Here is a 14,958-nt window from a genome sequence, read left to right on the forward strand (position 1 = left end):
CCGCAGACGTAGCCTCGGGGCGTGCTCCGACTCGTCCTCGCCCTATCGGTGTCCGTCGTGACCGCCGCCGTGTACGGGCCCATCGGCCTGCGGTGGCGGCGCCTGGCCCGGATCCGGTGCGAGATCCTCCGGCTCGTCGCCGCCCTCGAACTCGAGCCGTACCACGCCGCCCTGCTGCGGAACGAGGCGACCGAGGCGGCGGCCGCCGAACTCGTCCTCGACGGGTATCTCCGCATCGACGGGGAAGGCGCGGCGTTCTTGACCGAGGAGGGCCGCGACCCCGCCCGGACGCCCGCCCACCCGCTGCCCGCCGCCCTGCTGGAGGCCGTACGCCGGCACGATCCCGAGCCCGTTTCGATCGGCTGGATCGACCGGTGCGACGAGGGGTACGTGGAGCGGCGCAGCGCGTACGGGAAGGAAAGGGAGGCCCGGCTGCCCGATCTCCCCCGTATGCCGGACGGCGAGGGGAACCGGCTGCCGGCGTGCTGCGGCTGCGTCGGCATCGTCCTGGTGATGTTCTTCTGGGGCCTGGCGGGCGTGCTGCTGCTGGCCGAGCGGCCGCACGGGGTACGGGAATGGGCCTGCGCCGCGGTGGCCGCGCTCGGCCTGGTGGCGCTGGCGTTCGCCGAAAGAGCCGGCAGGGAGGTCCGGACCCGGACGGAGTGCGGCGACCCGCTGGGGGACCTGGTCCGCGCCGAGCCGCCGCATCCGGCCTTCGCGGCGCTGGACGAACAGCAGCGCTGCCACGTCCTGCGGAGCATCGGTGACCGCAGCAGGTGGCGCGGCGCCGACGCGGTCGTCGAAGAGGACGACGAGGACGACGAGGAGGACGAGGACGACGAGTGGCTGGACGACAAGGTCTGGTGGGAGGACGCGTACGAGTACCGGGCCGCCGACGAGGACGCGGCCGAGCCCGGCGGCAATGCCGCACCCCCTGGGACAGGGCCTAGTAGCGGGTGACGGCCAGCGGCCCCTCCTGCGTGCCGATCGCGATGTGCGGGCGTCGGTCCGGGTCCGCCCAGCGCAGGATCGACCGCATGTCCCGCTCGTCCACCGACACGCAACCGGCCGTCGCTCCCTTGCCGTTGACGTGCAAGAAGATCCCGGCGCCGCGGCCGCGCACGGGCCGGTCGTAGTTGAAGGCGATCAGCAGCGCGTGCGCGTACTGCTTCTCGTAGGTGACCAGGTGCTCGGCCTCGCCGGGCGCGCAGTCCGCGGGCAGCGGCTCCACCCAGCGGTTGTACGCGGCCGACGCGTTGTCCTGGCACCACCAGGAGTCCGCGGTCACCCGCCGGTAGCCGTACTCCGTGCCGGCCGGCGCCCGTCTGATCCCGAAGGCGTACGGCAGCTCGTACAGGCCCGTCGGGGTGGTGCTGGTGCCCTGCGTGCGGGTCGCGCCCTCGGTGAGTCCGTTGGCCCCGAACCGGGCGGGCGCGCTGCCGGCCTCGAACCAGCGCCCCGCCCGCCGGTCCCACCAGGTCAGCTTCCCCGTGGTGGATCCCGGCGCGGGCGCGACGGCGGTGATCAGCTGGCTGCCGCCGCCCGTGTCGGCGAGACGGGCCGGCAGCGGCGCAGGCCCGTAGGGGCCCTGCGACAGCAGGCTGGTGACGATCAGTGAGCCGGTGACAAGAGCGGTACGCAGCACATGTCAGACGGTACGGGGCGGAAGGGGCAGAGGCAGTGCAGGCAGGCCGTCGAGGCTCACTGCGACTTTCTTCTCGCAGTACTCCCCGAACTCCTCGTCCGTCTTGCGGCCGAAGTACTCCGCGTGGAGGGTGCGCTCGCCCTGGTACTCCATGAAGGGGACGGCGTACCCGCACACATCGGCGATCCGGCGGGCGTGGACCAGGATGACCGCCCGGGCGGACGGCCCGTCGGCATCGCCGAACAGGCCGATCAGTTCACCCCAGCGGGGGTCGTCGCGGAAGACGGCCTCGCCCTCGCCGTGGATGCGCACGATGTTGGGCGGCCCGCTGAACGCGCACCACATCAGCGTGATCCGGCCGTTCTCGCGGACGTGGGCGATGGTCTCGGCGCCGCTGCCGCCGAAGTCCAGGTAGGCGAGGGTCTGCTCGTCGATGACGACGAGCGTTCCCGCGCGGCCCTTGGGGGACAGGTTGACATGGCCGTCACCCGCGAGCGGGGCGGTGGCCGTGAAGAAGACCGGCTGCTCCTCGATGAACTTGCGCAGCCGGCCGTCGATACGTTCGTGAAGCTTTCCCATGATCCGATTATCGGCCAGAACGGCCGGTTCGGGCCGGGGAATTTCAGGCCCACAGACCTCGGCGCGAGCGCCACAGCCGCCGGTCCTCGTTGTGCGGCGACCGTGTGAGCAGCGCGTCCAGTTCCGCGCAGTCGTTCTCCTGCAGACCCAGGCGGGCGCGCCACCACCGCAGCGTGTGGACGGGGAGCAGGTGCGCCGACCTCGCCAGCAGCGCGCCGAGCTCCGCCCGCTCCGCCTGTCCCTCCTGCAGGGTGTGGAGCCAGTCCCACGTGGTCACCGTGTCCGCCGCGACCCGGCGCAGGCACGGGTCGGGGTCCGCCGACAGGGCCACCGCGGCACGCAGCGCGGCGATTCCGCCCCGGGCGCGCAGCAGGCGGAACGCGGCGCGCCGGGTGTGCACGCGCCGGTCGGGGGCGGTACGGGCGGCCAGCCCCTCGGGGTCCAGCCGCCCGGCCACGGGACGCAGGCACAGCGCGGCCTCGCGGGCCACCGACGCCGACGAGTCGTCCAGCAGCGGGAGCAGGGCTGCGTCGTCGGGGGTGGCGTCCAGCCGGCGCAGCCCGGTCAGGGCCGCGGCCCGTACCGCCCCGGCGGGATGGTCCAGCAGCTCGCTCAGCAGCGGGGCGTCGGTGCGCGGGGCGCACTCGGAGAAGCCGGTCACCGCATACCGGCTCACGTGCTCCGCGTCCACGAGGAGCCCGAGGTAGTGCATGTACGGGTCGCCGCCGTCCTGGCGCAGCAGCCAGCGGGCGCAGGCCCGTACGAGACCGGACGGGTCGGTGAGGTGCCGGGAGGCCTCCGCCGCCCGGCCGGCCCGGCGCAGGGCGGTGACCCCGGCGGCCCGGACCATCGGGATGCGTCCGCCGAGCAGGGTGTCGACCGCCTCGTCGTCCGGCGCGTCGGCGGCCATCGCCGCCAGGGCGGCATCGGTGAACATCCGGCACGTCGACGGGTCGTGCTCCGTGGCGGCCTGCCGGGCGAGCTCCCGTACGCCGAGCCGCCCGTCGGCGAGGGTGAGGCGGGCGGCGAACTGCCGGGTCGGCAGGGCCGGCGTCCTGCGCAGTTGGTCCAGGACGCCGGCGCGCTGCTCCCTGGTCAGGGAGCTCCAGCTCCACGTCGTCGAGGGCCGCCCGGGGCGCCACCACGCGGTGAGGAGGGAGTACCTGCCGCTCAGCGCGGCCTCCAGCTGTCCCACCGCCCAGGCGCCGTGCTCGCGCCGGCCCAGTCGCAGGGCGAGCGGGGTGAGGGCGATCAGCATGGGCTCGGGGTCTTTGGCCACGATCCTGCCGAGCACCCGCCGGGCGCGCTCCCGTACCGCCGGGACCCGGTCGGCACACCGGATCAGGACGAGCAGGACCGGCGGGTTCCGCCACAAGGCGAGCGCGGACGCGCGGACCCGCCCGTCGGGGTCGCAGAGCCGGGCCTCCAGCCGGTTGCTGCGCAGGGGCTCGTACGGGCGGGAGGCCAGCCGCCGCACCTCCTCGTCGAAGGCGATCCAGGCGTCCGGCCGGTGCCAGAGGAGCCTGCCGGTGAACACCTCGGTGTCCGGGCGCAGCAGCAGCACCCGCGCCGCGTCGGACATGTTGGTGTCCGGCCGCTGCATCAGCGCGAGCGCTGCGTCGTGCCCCTGCCCGATGTCCTGCCGTATGAGCCGCATGTGCCCTCCCCCGAATCAACTTGCCCGCTGATGGTAGGTGGCCGAACACGGGTCCCGCGCCTGATATCCGGGCTGGTCAGCGGCGCGACGACGGACTTGATTGACGAAACATACGGAGTACTGCATAGTTATGCCTACGAGGATGCACTGTGTGAGGAGGAACCCGTGACCGAGCGCGTCGTACTCGCCTACTCAGGCGGTCTGGACACCTCCGTCGCCATCGGCTGGATCGCCGAGGAGACGGGCGCCGAGGTCATCGCCGTTGCCGTGGACGTCGGCCAGGGCGGCGAGGACCTGGACGTCATCCGCAAGCGCGCGCTCGCCTGCGGTGCCGTCGAGGCCGAGGTCGCGGACGCCAAGGACGAATTCGCCGACGAGTACTGCCTCCCGGCGATCAAGGCGAACGCCCTCTACATGGACCGCTACCCGCTGGTCTCGGCCCTCTCCCGGCCGGCCATCGTCAAGCACCTGGTAGCCGCCGCCCGCAAGCACGGAGCCTCGACCGTCGCCCACGGCTGCACCGGCAAGGGCAACGACCAGGTCCGCTTCGAGGCCGGCATCGCCGCCCTCGGCCCCGACCTCACGTGCATAGCCCCGGTCCGCGACTACGCCATGACCCGGGACAAGGCCATCGCCTTCTGCGAGGCCAAGGACCTCCCGATCGCGACCACCAAGAAGTCCCCGTACTCCATCGACCAGAACGTCTTCGGGCGCGCCGTCGAGACGGGCTTCCTCGAGGACATCTGGAACGCGCCGATCGAGGACATCTACGAGTACACCGCCGACCCGGCCGCGCCGCGCGAGGCCGACGAGGTCGTCATCTCCTTCAAGGCGGGCGTCCCGGTCGCCATCGACGGCAGGCCCGTCACGGTGCTCCAGGCGATCCGGCAGCTCAACGAGCGGGCCGGCGCCCAGGGCGTCGGCCGGATCGACATCGTCGAGGACCGCCTCGTGGGCATCAAGTCCCGTGAGGTGTACGAGGCTCCCGGCGCGATCGCGCTGATCACGGCGCACCAGGAGCTGGAGAACGTCACCGTCGAGCGCGAACTCGCCCGCTACAAGCGGCAGGTCGAGCAGCGCTGGGGCGAGCTGGTCTACGACGGCCTGTGGTTCTCCCCGCTCAAGCGGGCCCTGGACGGCTTCATCAACGAGGCCAACCAGCACGTCACCGGTGACATCCGGATGACCCTGCACGGCGGCCGAGCCGTCGTCACCGGCCGTAAGTCGGACGAGTCGCTGTACGACTTCAACCTCGCGACCTACGACTCGGGCGACACCTTCGACCAGTCCAAGGCACAGGGGTTCATCGAGATCTTCGGCCTCTCGTCGAAGATCGCGGCGCGCCGCGGCCTCACCTGACGGACCAGCAGTACGAGCAGTACCCGACTGCCTCCCCGTTTCCTCCGCGGCGGGGAGGCAGTTTCACATCCGAAGCCCATGCACATGCAGTCTTGAGGAGCAGTAGCTGTGAGCAGCAACAACGGTGGTGACGTCCGGCTCTGGGGCGGCCGGTTCGCCGACGGCCCGGCCGAGGCCCTCGCCAAGCTGTCCGCGTCGGTCCACTTCGACTGGCGCCTCGCGCCGTACGACATCGCCGGATCCCGTGCCCACGCCCGGGTCCTCGCCAAGGCGGGCCTGCTCACGGCGGACGAGCTCGACCGCATGATCGCCGGCCTCGACCAGCTCGAAGCCGACGTCGCCGACGGCTCCTTCACCGGCACCATCGCCGACGAGGACGTGCACACCGCCCTGGAGCGGGGCCTGCTGGAGCGGCTCGGCGCCGACCTCGGCGGCAAGCTGCGCGCAGGCCGGTCCCGCAACGACCAGGTGGCCACCCTCTTCCGGATGTACCTGCGCGACCACGCCCGGATCGTCGGCAGCCTGATCGCGGACCTCCAGGACGCACTGGTCGGCCTCGCCGAGACACACCACGACGTGGCCATGCCCGGCCGGACCCACCTCCAGCACGCGCAGCCGGTGCTCTTCGCGCACCACGTACTGGCCCACGTGCAGTCGCTGTCCCGGGACGCGGAGCGGCTGCGGCAGTGGGACACCCGGACGGCGGTCTCCCCGTACGGCTCGGGCGCGCTGGCCGGCTCCTCGCTGGGGCTGGACCCGGAGCAGGTCGCCGCCGACCTGGGCTTCGAGCGCGGCTCGGTCGGCAACTCGATCGACGGCACGGCCTCCCGCGACTTCGTCGCCGAGTTCGCCTTCATCACCGCGATGATCGGGATCAACCTGTCCCGGATCGCGGAGGAGATCATCATCTGGAACACGAAGGAGTTCTCCTTCGTGACCTTGCACGACGCCTTCTCGACCGGGTCGTCGATCATGCCGCAGAAGAAGAACCCGGACATCGCGGAGCTGGCGCGCGGCAAGTCGGGCCGGCTCATCGGCAACCTGACGGGCCTGCTGGCCACCCTCAAGGCCCTCCCGCTCGCGTACAACCGCGACCTCCAGGAGGACAAGGAGCCGGTCTTCGACTCCTGCGACACCCTCGAGGTCCTGCTCCCGGCCTTCACCGGGATGATGGCCACTCTCACGGTCAACCGGAAGCGGATGGAGGAGCTCGCTCCGGCGGGGTTCTCGCTCGCCACGGACATTGCGGAGTGGCTGGTCAAGCAGGGCGTGCCGTTCCGGGTGGCGCACGAGGTGGCCGGCGAGTGCGTGAAGGAGTGCGAGGGGCTCGGGATCGAGCTGGACGAGCTCACGGACGAGCAGTTCGCGAAGATCTCGGAGCACCTGACGCCGGAGGTCCGTACGGTCCTGAACGTGCCCGGCGCCCTCGCTTCGCGCAACGGCCGGGGCGGCACCGCCCCCTCGGCGGTCGCCAAGCAGCTCGCGGAGCTGAAGGCCGACCTGGTCATCCAGCACGCCTGGGCGACCCACAAGCACTAGCAGCCGTCATGCCCGCGGGGGCGGTGGGAGCACAGGCTCCCACCGCCCCCGCGGGCATGTCCGTACGGGCTAGCCCACCGGGTGCTCCGGCTCGTAGTTGGTCAGGACGCAGCCCTCGACCTGGGACTTCTCCAGCCGGTACCCGGAAGGGGCGGAGAAGCCGGGGACGCAGTTCAGGTAGAGGAACTGCCGCTGGTACAGGTCGAACCGGGACGACGGGTTGTTGGTCTCGACCGCGATGTTCTCCCCGACGAGCAGCATGCTCACGGTCGCCTTCAGCTTGCCGTCGTCCTTCAGGTCGGCCTGCTGGGCGGCCTTTGCCTTGGTCTGGAGCTTCTTCATGTCCCCGACGGTGTCGAGCCAGCTCAGGTTGACGGCGCGCTGCGCCCCCGCGGGCTGACCGCACAGCGCGCGGCCCGTGATCCCCCAGTCCAGCGCGTTCCCCTTCACCGCGGGCTGGTAGTCGATGGACTCGATGGCCACCGCGTCGGGGTCCGTGGAGAAGTGCTTCTCGCAGTCCATGCTGTTGCCGACGAGCTTGCGCAGTTCGGCGATGCTGCCCGCGCGGGGGAGCCCCAGGCTGCCGGTCTTCGGCTGGCCGGGCTTCTCGCCGCCGCCCGCCGGATCCTGCGGGGTCTCGAAGTTCGGACTGCCGGAGCCGTCTTCGGCGGCGAAGAAGTCGGTGAGGCCGCAGCCCTCCACCAGTGGCTTCTCCCGCTTGTATCCCTCGGGCACCCGGCCGCCCGGGTTGCAGACCAGGACGCGCATGTTCCCCTGGACCAGGGCCATGGCGCTCTTCGAGTTGGTGGGGAAGGCGACGAAGCCCTTGCCGACCAGGACGTTGCTGAAGAGCCCGTAGGCCCCGTCACCCCCGGACATCTTGTCCATGACGTACTGCTTGTAGCCCGCCTGGAACGCCTTCATGTCCTTGGGGACGGCGATGGCGATGTTGCCCTGTTGGCGCCCGTCGCGGCAGACGCCGACCTCGGTGACCGACCACTGCCCGACCTTGGGGAAGTCGCCGCTCGGCAGCCTCGGGTCGTCGGGCTTCGAGCCCAGGTCCTCGCACCCGGTGAACTCGCGCATGTACTGCTGGGCCTCGGCGAGCGAGCTCGCGGCGCCGGCCGGGGCCGCGGACGAGGCGGGCGCGCCCGGTGGGGCCGCCTGGCCGCCTCCCTTGCATGCGGGGAGGACGGCGAGACAGGTGAGAGCGGCGGTCGTGGCGAGGATCCGCTTGATGCGCATGGGTCGCTTTCGTCGGACGGCAAGATCACGGGGGGTGGCATGCGCATGCTAGATCGGGCCGGTGAGCGTGATCAAAACCGCGGTCCGGCCCCGCCCCGTCACGCCACCCAGCCGGCGAGCCGCTCGAAGTCCCCCCGGACCAGCCCGGTCCGCTCGTCGATGCGCATCAACAGCGTCCGAGCCGGGTGGCGCTGGTCCACGTACTCCCGGTCCATCGCCGTGATGTCGTCGTCGATCCACGCGAACTCCCGTGCGCCCGCGTACTCCAGGATGTACTGCGTCTTCCAGAAGGTGCCGCGCGGGGCCCGCCCGTGCATCTGCGGCCAGTCGATGTACGGGAGCCGCGGCAGGCAGCAGCAAGGGCTTGGGCGTCATCCCGACAGCCTTCCGTTCCGGGTGCCCGGGGGCACCCCATTTACTGGGTGAGACATGAACGTCTCATTCGGGGTATGCTTGTCTCATGGCCATGGATCGTGACCAGGTGCTCCGCGACGCCGCAGCCCTGCTCTCCCGCAAATCGACCGCCACGATGGACGAGGTCGCCCGCGCCGCAGGCATCGGGCGCGCGACCCTCCACCGGCACTTCGCCGGGCGCGACGCCCTCGTACGGGCCCTCGAGGAACTCGGCATCCGCCAGTTCGAGACGGCCTTCGACAACGCCCGCCTGGACGAGGGCACGGCGGTCGAAGGGCTGCGCCGGCTCGTCGCCGAGGCCGAGCGCGATGCCCAGCTGCTGGCCTTCCTCGTCACCGAGAACCAGCTTTTCGAGGGTGACCAGGTCAACGAGGGATGGGCCCGGCTCGACGCCCGCGTCAGCGCGCTCTTCCGGCGCGGCCAGGAAGAGGGAGACATCCGGATCGACCTGAGCCCCGCCTGGCTCACCGAGGCCCTCTACGGCCTCATCGGCACCTGCGCCTGGGCCGTCATGGACGGCCGGGTCGCCGCGAAGGACTTCCAGTACATGATCACCGAGCTGCTGCTCGGTGGCGCCCGACGGAGTGTGGAGAAATGAGCCGCATCGAACAGCTGACCCAGGAGAAGGGGACGGAGGCGATCACGGGCAGGGAGAGCAGGGGGCGCTGGCCGGCGCTCTGCGTGCTCGTCCTGGCCGTTCTGCTGGTCGCGGTGGACGCCACCGTACTCGGTCTCGCCACACCCTCGCTCAGCGAGGACCTCAAGCCGTCCGGCACCCAGCTGCTGTGGATCGGCGACATCTACTCGTTCGTGATCGCCGGCCTGCTCGTCTCCATGGGCTCCCTCGGCGACCGCATGGGCCGCAAGAAGCTGCTCCTGCTCGGCGCGACCGCCTTCGGCGCCGTCTCCGTCCTCAACGCCTACGCCACCAGCCCCGAGATGATGATCGTGGCCCGGGCCCTGCTCGGCGTGGCCGGCGCGACGCTGATGCCGTCCACCCTCGCGCTGATCCGGAACATCTTCCACGACCCCAAGGAGCGCAGCCTCGCCATCGGCATCTGGGGGGCCACCGCCTCGGCCGGTGCGGCCATCGGGCCCGTCGTCGGCGGAGCCCTGCTCCAGCACTTCTGGTGGGGCTCGGTCTTCCTCATCAACCTGCCCGTGATGATCGCCCTGGTCCTCGTCGGCATCAAGCTGCTTCCCGAGTCCAAGAACCCGGTCGCCGGCCCCTGGGACCTGGTCAGCGTCGCCCTCTCGCTCGTCGGCGTCATCGGTGTCGTCTACGCCGTCAAGGAAGTCGCCACCCACGGCGTCACTTGGGGCGTCGGGGCCGCTGCCGTCGTCGGCGCCGCATGCCTGTACGCCTTCGTCCGCCGTCAGTTCAGCCTGCCGTCGCCGCTCCTCGACATGCGGCTCTTCAGGCACCGCGGCTTCTCCGGCGCGGTCCTGGCCGACCTGCTGACCGTCTTCGGCCTCTCCGGCCTCGTCTTCTTCCTCTCCCAGTTCCTCCAGCTCGTCCAGGGCCGCGACCCCCTGGAGGCGGGCCTGGCCGAACTGCCCGCCGCCATCGGCGCGGTGGTCACCGGCCTGGTCGCCGGCCGGTACGCCCGCCGGTACTCGGTACGGTCGATCGTGACCGGCGGCCTCGCGGCCATCGGACTCGCGCTCGGCGCGCTGACCCTGGTCCACAAGGAGAGCGGCTACCCGCTGCTCGGCGCTGCCCTGCTGGTCGTCGGCCTCGGCGCCGGCTTCTCCTTCACCGTCACCGCCGACGTGATCCTCTCCAGCGTCCCCAAGGAGCAGGCGGGTTCGGCCTCGGCCGTCTCCGAGACCGCGTACGAACTCGGCGCGGCCCTCGGCATCGCCCTGCTCGGCTCCATCGTCACGGGTGTCTACCAGGGCTTCACCGCCCCGGCGGCGGTCTCCGGACCGGTCGCCGACGCCGCGCACGAATCGCTGGGCGGCGCCGTCGAGGCCGCCAAGGCCGTGGACCCCGCCACCGCGCAGACCATGGTCGCCGCGGCCCAGGAGGCCTTCGTGGACGGCCTGCGGTTCGCCTCCGGCGTGGGCGCGGCCGTGCTGCTGGCCACCGCGGTGGCGGCCTGGTTCCTGCTCAAGGGGCAGAAGCTCCAGGACGGCGTCGCACACTGACGGCCTCGAGCGCTGCACCCCCAAGGGGTGGTGTCCTGGACAGAGTTGACAGTCCGTTGACGCGCAGGACACCATCCCCGCGATGGAGATCAACGAGCTGACCCCGGCGGAACGCCGCGTATGGCACGCCTTCCCGCGCGGCGAGGGCGTCGACTTCCGGGAAGAGCCCGGCGACAGCTCCGTCGACGGGGCCGGCTGGGGACCGGAGCGCACCATCCGCGCCGAGGTGCTCCGTGCCCTCCTGCTCGGCGCCGGCCGTGACGAGGAGGGGCAGGTCGCCGGGATCAAGCTCAAAGGGGCCAGGATCGTTGGCAAACTCGACCTCAGGTACGCCGTCGTCGACCACGCCATCCGACTGAGGGACTGCTGGTTCGAGCGCAAACCCCTCCTGTACGGCGCCCAGCTGAAGGCACTCGTCCTCGGCTACTCGACGCTGCCCGGAATGACCGCCGCCAACTTGCGCGTGGATCTGGTCCTGCGGCTCTCCTGCTGCCGGATCACCGGCCCCGTACGCCTCCAGGGCGCCAGGATCTCCGGCGGGCTCTTCCTCCAGGGAGCCGTGATCGGGCCGGTCTCCGACGAGGAGGCGGGCGAGGCCGCGCTCCAGCTCAACCACGCCGAGATCGGCACCGACATCATCGCCAACGACCTGACGGTGCACGGCCAACTGCGGCTCAACGGCGCCATCGTGGGCGGACAGGTCCAGCTCGACGGCGCCCGCCTGCTCGCCCCCGGCGGCATCGCCCTGCACGCCGAGACACTGAGCGTCGGCACCGACCTGCGCGCGCACCGGCTGCACGCCCGGGGCATGGTCAACCTCACCGGCTCCCGCATACCCGGCCAGGCCAACCTCACCCGTGCCGACCTCGGCAACGCCGGCGGGACCGCCCTGCGCGCCTCCAGCTGCGCCATAGGCGAGATGTGGCTGCGCCGGTGCCCCCCGATCCAGGGCGGGGTGAACCTGCGCCGCTCCACCTTCGAACTGCTGCACATCGATCCGGACACGTGGCCCGAGCGGATCGCCATCGACGGGCTCACCTACCGCACCCTCGCCCCGCACCTGCCGCCCGAGCAGCGGCTGCCCGCGCTGGAGCGTGAGGAGTCCGGGTACCTCCCGTACGCGTACGAGCAGCTCGCCGCCGCCTACCGTACGGCCGGGGACGAGGCGGGCACCCGGACCGTGCAGCTCGCCAAGCTGCGCCGGCACCGCCGCACCCTGCCCCGGCACGCCAGGCTCTGGGGGCTGCTCCAGGACGGCACCGTCGGCTACGGCTTCCGGCCGCTGCGCGCCGCGGGCTGGCTGCTGGCGCTGCTGCTCGTGGGCTCGATTGCATACAGCCTGCACGCGCCCCGGCCGCTGAAGGCGGGGGAGGCACCCGACTTCAACGCCGTTTTCTACACGATCGACCTGATGCTGCCGATCATCGGCTTCGGCCAGGAGTCCGCGTACGCGCCGAGCGGCTGGTACCAGTGGCTGTCGTACGTGCTGATCGTGACCGGCTGGGTCCTCGCCACGACGACCGCGGCGGGCGTCAGCCGGTCACTTCAGCGGCAGTAGCGGGGAGGGTCAGGCCGCCTTCGCCTTGGTGGCGTACATGTCCACGTACTCCTGGCCCGAGAGCCGCATGACCTCCGCCATCACCGAGTCGGTGACGGCGCGCAGCACGTAGCGGTCGCGGTCCATGCCCTCGTAGCGGGAGAACTCCATCGGCTCGCCGAAGCGGACGGTGACCCGGCCCGGGCGCGGCATGCCCGCGCCGCCGGGCTGGAGCTTGTCGGTGCCGATCATCGCGAAGGGGATGACGGGGGCGCCGGTCATCAGGGTCAGGCGGGCGATGCCGGTGCGGCCGCGGTAGAGGCGGCCGTCGGGGGAGCGGGTGCCCTCGGGGTAGATCCCGAAGATCTTGCCCTCCTCGAGGATCCGGCGGCCGGTCATCAGGGCGGCGACGCCGCCGTTGGCGCCGTCACGGTCGACCGGGATCATGCCGGACCCGGTGAAGAACCAGGCCATGGCGCGGCCCTTGATGCCCTTGCCCGTCACGTACTCGTCCTTGCCGATGAAGTGGACCGTACGGTCGCACAGCAGCGGAAGGATCATGGAGTCGATGAAGGTGAGGTGGTTGCCCGCCAGGATCACCGGCCCGGTGCCCGGAATGTTCTCGATGCCCTCCACACGGGTGCGGAACATCATGCGCATGACCGGTCCGACGGTGGCTTTGATGAGCGATGTACGGAACAACGTGAGCCCTCCGGCATCGAAAAGCGGTTTTCGCACCACACGGCGGTAGTGCAGGTGAGGACGATACTCGTGGGTCAGCTCCGAGTGCACATCGGGTTCACGAGGTGGATACGCAGTGTTGACACACGTTTCCGCCACGTTCCCCGCGGGCCCACCCCCGCGCCACCGGCTGCTGCCTACGATCGCCAGGCCGAATGGGGCCGCAGGAACCCGGAGACCCCGGGTGCCGCCGGCCCTTCCATACGACAGGAGTGGCACTCATGACACAGGGTGGGGCAGCACGGCGCACGGTCCTGGGGGCGGCCGTCCTGGCGGCGGGCGGCGGCATGGCCGGGCTCTCGGCGGGATCCGCCTCGGCGGCGCAGACGGCGCAGACCGCGGAATCGGCGGAGGCGGCCTTCGCGGCCGACGCGCGCCACGGCGGCGGCTACCGGGACCTCCCCGTCCCGCTGGTCATCGGCCACCGCGGAGCCTCGGGCTACCGGCCCGAGCACACCCTCGGGTCGTACCAGCTCGCCCTCGACCTGGGCGCGGACGTCGTCGAGCAGGACCTGGTGCCCACGAAGGACGGCCACCTGGTGTGCCGCCACGAGAACGAGATCGGCGGCACCACCGATGTCGCCGACCACCCCGAGTTCGCTTCCCGCCGTACGACCAAGTCGATCGACGGGGTCGCGGTCACGGGCTGGTTCACCGAGGACTTCACCCTCGCCGAGCTGAAGACCCTGCGGGCGAAGGAACGTATCCCCGCCGTCCGCCAGCGCAACACGCTCTACGACGGCCGGTGGGACGTGCCCACCTTCGAAGAGGTGCTGCGCTGGGCCGACCGTGAGGGCAAGCGGCGCGGCAAGCGCGTCTGGCTGCACGTCGAGACCAAGCACCCCACGTACTTCCGGTCCCTGGGCCTGGGCCTCGAGGAGCCCCTCGCCAAGCTGCTGCGCCGCTACGGCCGCGACGGCCGGAACGCACCGCTCTTCCTCCAGTCCTTCGAGCCCTCCAGCATCCAGCGGCTCTCCAAGCTGGTCTCCGCGCCGCGCGTGGTCCTGCTGTCCGCGGCGGGTACCCGGCCCTGGGACTTCGAGCAGGCCAAGGACCCGCGGACGGTGACGGACCTGGTCAAGCCCGAGGGCCTGAAGTGGATCGCCGGATTCGCCCAGGGCATCGGCCCGACCATGGACCTGATCATCCCGCGCGACGCGGCCGGGAAGCTCGGCACCCCGACGACGCTGGTCAAGGACGCCCACGCCCACGGGCTGGTGCTGCACCCCTACACCGCGCGCAACGAGAACAGCTTCCTGCCGGCCGAGTACCGCAAGGGCACCGACCCGGCCGCCTACGGGGACGCCTTCGGCGCCTTCAAGACGTACTTCGAGCAGGGCATCGACGGCATCTTCACGGACAACGCGGACACCGGACTGCTCGCGGCGGAGGCCTTCCGCCCGGGCCGCGGCCGCTGAGGGCTGTCCCGTAATGGGCGCCTCGGGGCGCCTTTCGGACAACGCCGGGCCGCCGCGCGTCAACCGATAAGCGGAACATCACGTACGGGTGGGCTGTGCCGGGCGGGGAAACCGCCGGGCACGGCCCGTGCGTCCCGCCCGGCATGGACCTGCTGAAGGACTCCGACCTCCTGAAGGAACTGGGCCCGCTGCTCTCCGCCGAGGCGGCCGCGGAGGCCCCGGGCGCCGGCGTGGAAGCGGCCGACCTGGAACAAGCCGTCTGGGTCAGGCTGCTGGAACACGGCCCCGCCCCCGCCGAACCGGCGCGCTGGCTGCGCCGGGCGGTGCGAGCCGAAGCCCGCCTCGCCCGGCGCCGAGCCCGCCGCGAGATCCCGTACGGCGGCCGGCCCGGGAGCGCGGGCGCCGAACCGGAAGACGCCCTGCTGCACGGGGAGGAGAACCGCGCCCTCCGGTCGGCCGTCGCCCGACTGCCCGGACGGTGTCCGGAGCTCATGAGGGCACTTCTTTCGCCCAGAGACCTCACCTACCGTGAAATCGCAGGAGAGTTGGGTATCTCACAAGGAAGTTTGGGACCCGTCCGTTCCCGATGCCTGGGATGTCTGCGCAGAATGCTGGCGTCAGAGGTTGCGGCCCCTCGCCTTCGGGGAAGGGAGCGGTAGACCAATGGGCTACC

General features: G+C 71.5%; 13 protein-coding genes and 1 pseudogene. 8 read left to right on the forward strand and 6 right to left on the reverse strand.

What is annotated here, in order from left to right; translation table 11 throughout:
* The first annotated feature begins 21 nt into the window (after positions 1–21).
* Entirely contained in the window at positions 22–960 is a 939-nt protein-coding gene (locus tag OHT74_RS30345) for a hypothetical protein (RefSeq protein WP_328621934.1), read from the forward strand.
* On the opposite strand, the gene OHT74_RS30350 is transcribed toward OHT74_RS30345, so the two are convergent.
* The 3 genes from OHT74_RS30350 to OHT74_RS30360 are packed head-to-tail and all read right to left on the reverse strand — an operon-like array spanning position 947 to position 3,881.
* A complete protein-coding gene (locus OHT74_RS30350; RefSeq protein WP_443047737.1) occupies positions 947–1,642 on the reverse strand; it encodes a L,D-transpeptidase family protein in 696 nt (231 codons plus the stop codon). The two genes, OHT74_RS30345 and OHT74_RS30350, sit on opposite strands and share 14 nt — an antisense overlap.
* Before the next feature lie 6 nt (positions 1,643–1,648).
* A complete protein-coding gene (locus OHT74_RS30355) occupies positions 1,649–2,224 on the reverse strand; it encodes a pyridoxamine 5'-phosphate oxidase family protein (protein WP_266668721.1) in 576 nt (191 codons plus the stop codon).
* Between the two features lie 43 nt (positions 2,225–2,267).
* Entirely contained in the window at positions 2,268–3,881 is a 1,614-nt protein-coding gene (locus OHT74_RS30360) for a hypothetical protein (protein WP_328621935.1), read from the reverse strand.
* Between the two features lie 165 nt (positions 3,882–4,046).
* Between OHT74_RS30360 and OHT74_RS30365 the strand changes: the two genes are divergently transcribed.
* On the forward strand, positions 4,047–5,240 hold the full coding sequence (locus OHT74_RS30365) for an argininosuccinate synthase (RefSeq protein ID WP_328621936.1): 1,194 nt from the start codon (positions 4,047–4,049) through the stop codon (positions 5,238–5,240).
* Between the two features lie 108 nt (positions 5,241–5,348).
* Positions 5,349–6,779 (forward strand): argininosuccinate lyase, encoded by a 1,431-nt coding sequence (argH, locus tag OHT74_RS30370; protein ID WP_266668727.1) that lies wholly within the window; start codon positions 5,349–5,351, stop codon positions 6,777–6,779.
* A 69-nt stretch (positions 6,780–6,848) separates the two neighbouring features.
* Here argH and OHT74_RS30375 read toward each other — a convergent pair whose 3' ends face one another.
* Positions 6,849–8,024, reverse strand: coding sequence for a hypothetical protein (locus OHT74_RS30375; protein ID WP_328621937.1), 1,176 nt, complete (start codon positions 8,022–8,024; stop codon positions 6,849–6,851).
* A gap of 98 nt (positions 8,025–8,122) precedes the next feature.
* Positions 8,123–8,374: pseudogene (locus tag OHT74_RS30380) on the reverse strand (hypothetical protein); the annotation flags it as partial.
* 110 nt (positions 8,375–8,484) lie between these two features.
* Here OHT74_RS30380 and OHT74_RS30385 point away from each other — a divergent pair.
* The 3 genes from OHT74_RS30385 (at position 8,485) to OHT74_RS30395 (ending at position 12,147) form a co-directional block, all read left to right on the forward strand.
* On the forward strand, positions 8,485–9,036 hold the full coding sequence (locus OHT74_RS30385) for a TetR/AcrR family transcriptional regulator (protein WP_266668733.1): 552 nt from the start codon (positions 8,485–8,487) through the stop codon (positions 9,034–9,036).
* The gene (locus OHT74_RS30390) at positions 9,033–10,589 is read left to right on the forward strand and encodes an MFS transporter (protein WP_328621938.1); all 1,557 of its coding nucleotides are present in this window, start codon (positions 9,033–9,035) and stop codon (positions 10,587–10,589) included. Before OHT74_RS30385 ends, OHT74_RS30390 begins: the two co-directional genes overlap by 4 nt.
* Positions 10,590–10,671: 82 nt before the next feature.
* On the forward strand, positions 10,672–12,147 hold the full coding sequence (locus OHT74_RS30395) for a membrane-associated oxidoreductase (RefSeq protein WP_328621939.1): 1,476 nt from the start codon (positions 10,672–10,674) through the stop codon (positions 12,145–12,147).
* 9 nt (positions 12,148–12,156) lie between these two features.
* Here the strand turns inward: OHT74_RS30395 and OHT74_RS30400 are convergent, their stop codons facing one another.
* Complete coding sequence (locus OHT74_RS30400; protein ID WP_267000400.1) at positions 12,157–12,786, reverse strand: lysophospholipid acyltransferase family protein; 630 nt, start codon at positions 12,784–12,786, stop codon at positions 12,157–12,159.
* A 302-nt stretch (positions 12,787–13,088) separates the two neighbouring features.
* Here OHT74_RS30400 and OHT74_RS30405 point away from each other — a divergent pair, with 302 nt between their 5' ends.
* On the forward strand, positions 13,089–14,285 hold the full coding sequence (locus OHT74_RS30405; protein ID WP_328621940.1) for a glycerophosphodiester phosphodiesterase: 1,197 nt from the start codon (positions 13,089–13,091) through the stop codon (positions 14,283–14,285).
* A gap of 143 nt (positions 14,286–14,428) precedes the next feature.
* The gene (locus OHT74_RS30410) at positions 14,429–14,944 is read left to right on the forward strand and encodes an RNA polymerase sigma factor (RefSeq protein ID WP_266668743.1); all 516 of its coding nucleotides are present in this window, start codon (positions 14,429–14,431) and stop codon (positions 14,942–14,944) included.
* Positions 14,945–14,958: the final 14 nt, after the last annotated feature.

The organism is Streptomyces sp. NBC_00354 (assembly GCF_036106915.1).
GTDB lineage: Bacteria > Actinomycetota > Actinomycetes > Streptomycetales > Streptomycetaceae > Streptomyces.

Bases quoted from the DNA above. Each gene is read 5' to 3' on its own strand.
- OHT74_RS30385 (WP_266668733.1), top strand. From the start codon at position 8,485: ATGGCCATGGATCGTGACCAGGTGCTCCGCGACGCCGCAGCCCTGCTC.
- OHT74_RS30355 (WP_266668721.1), bottom strand. From the start codon at position 2,224: ATGGGAAAGCTTCACGAACGTATCGACGGCCGGCTGCGCAAGTTCATC.
- OHT74_RS30405 (WP_328621940.1), top strand. From the start codon at position 13,089: ATGACACAGGGTGGGGCAGCACGGCGCACGGTCCTGGGGGCGGCCGTC.
- OHT74_RS30360 (WP_328621935.1), bottom strand. From the start codon at position 3,881: ATGCGGCTCATACGGCAGGACATCGGGCAGGGGCACGACGCAGCGCTC.
- OHT74_RS30400 (WP_267000400.1), bottom strand. From the start codon at position 12,786: ATGCGCATGATGTTCCGCACCCGTGTGGAGGGCATCGAGAACATTCCG.
- OHT74_RS30390 (WP_328621938.1), top strand. From the start codon at position 9,033: ATGAGCCGCATCGAACAGCTGACCCAGGAGAAGGGGACGGAGGCGATC.
- OHT74_RS30395 (WP_328621939.1), top strand. From the start codon at position 10,672: ATGGAGATCAACGAGCTGACCCCGGCGGAACGCCGCGTATGGCACGCC.
- OHT74_RS30410 (WP_266668743.1), top strand. From the start codon at position 14,429: ATGGACCTGCTGAAGGACTCCGACCTCCTGAAGGAACTGGGCCCGCTG.
- OHT74_RS30375 (WP_328621937.1), bottom strand. From the start codon at position 8,024: ATGCGCATCAAGCGGATCCTCGCCACGACCGCCGCTCTCACCTGTCTC.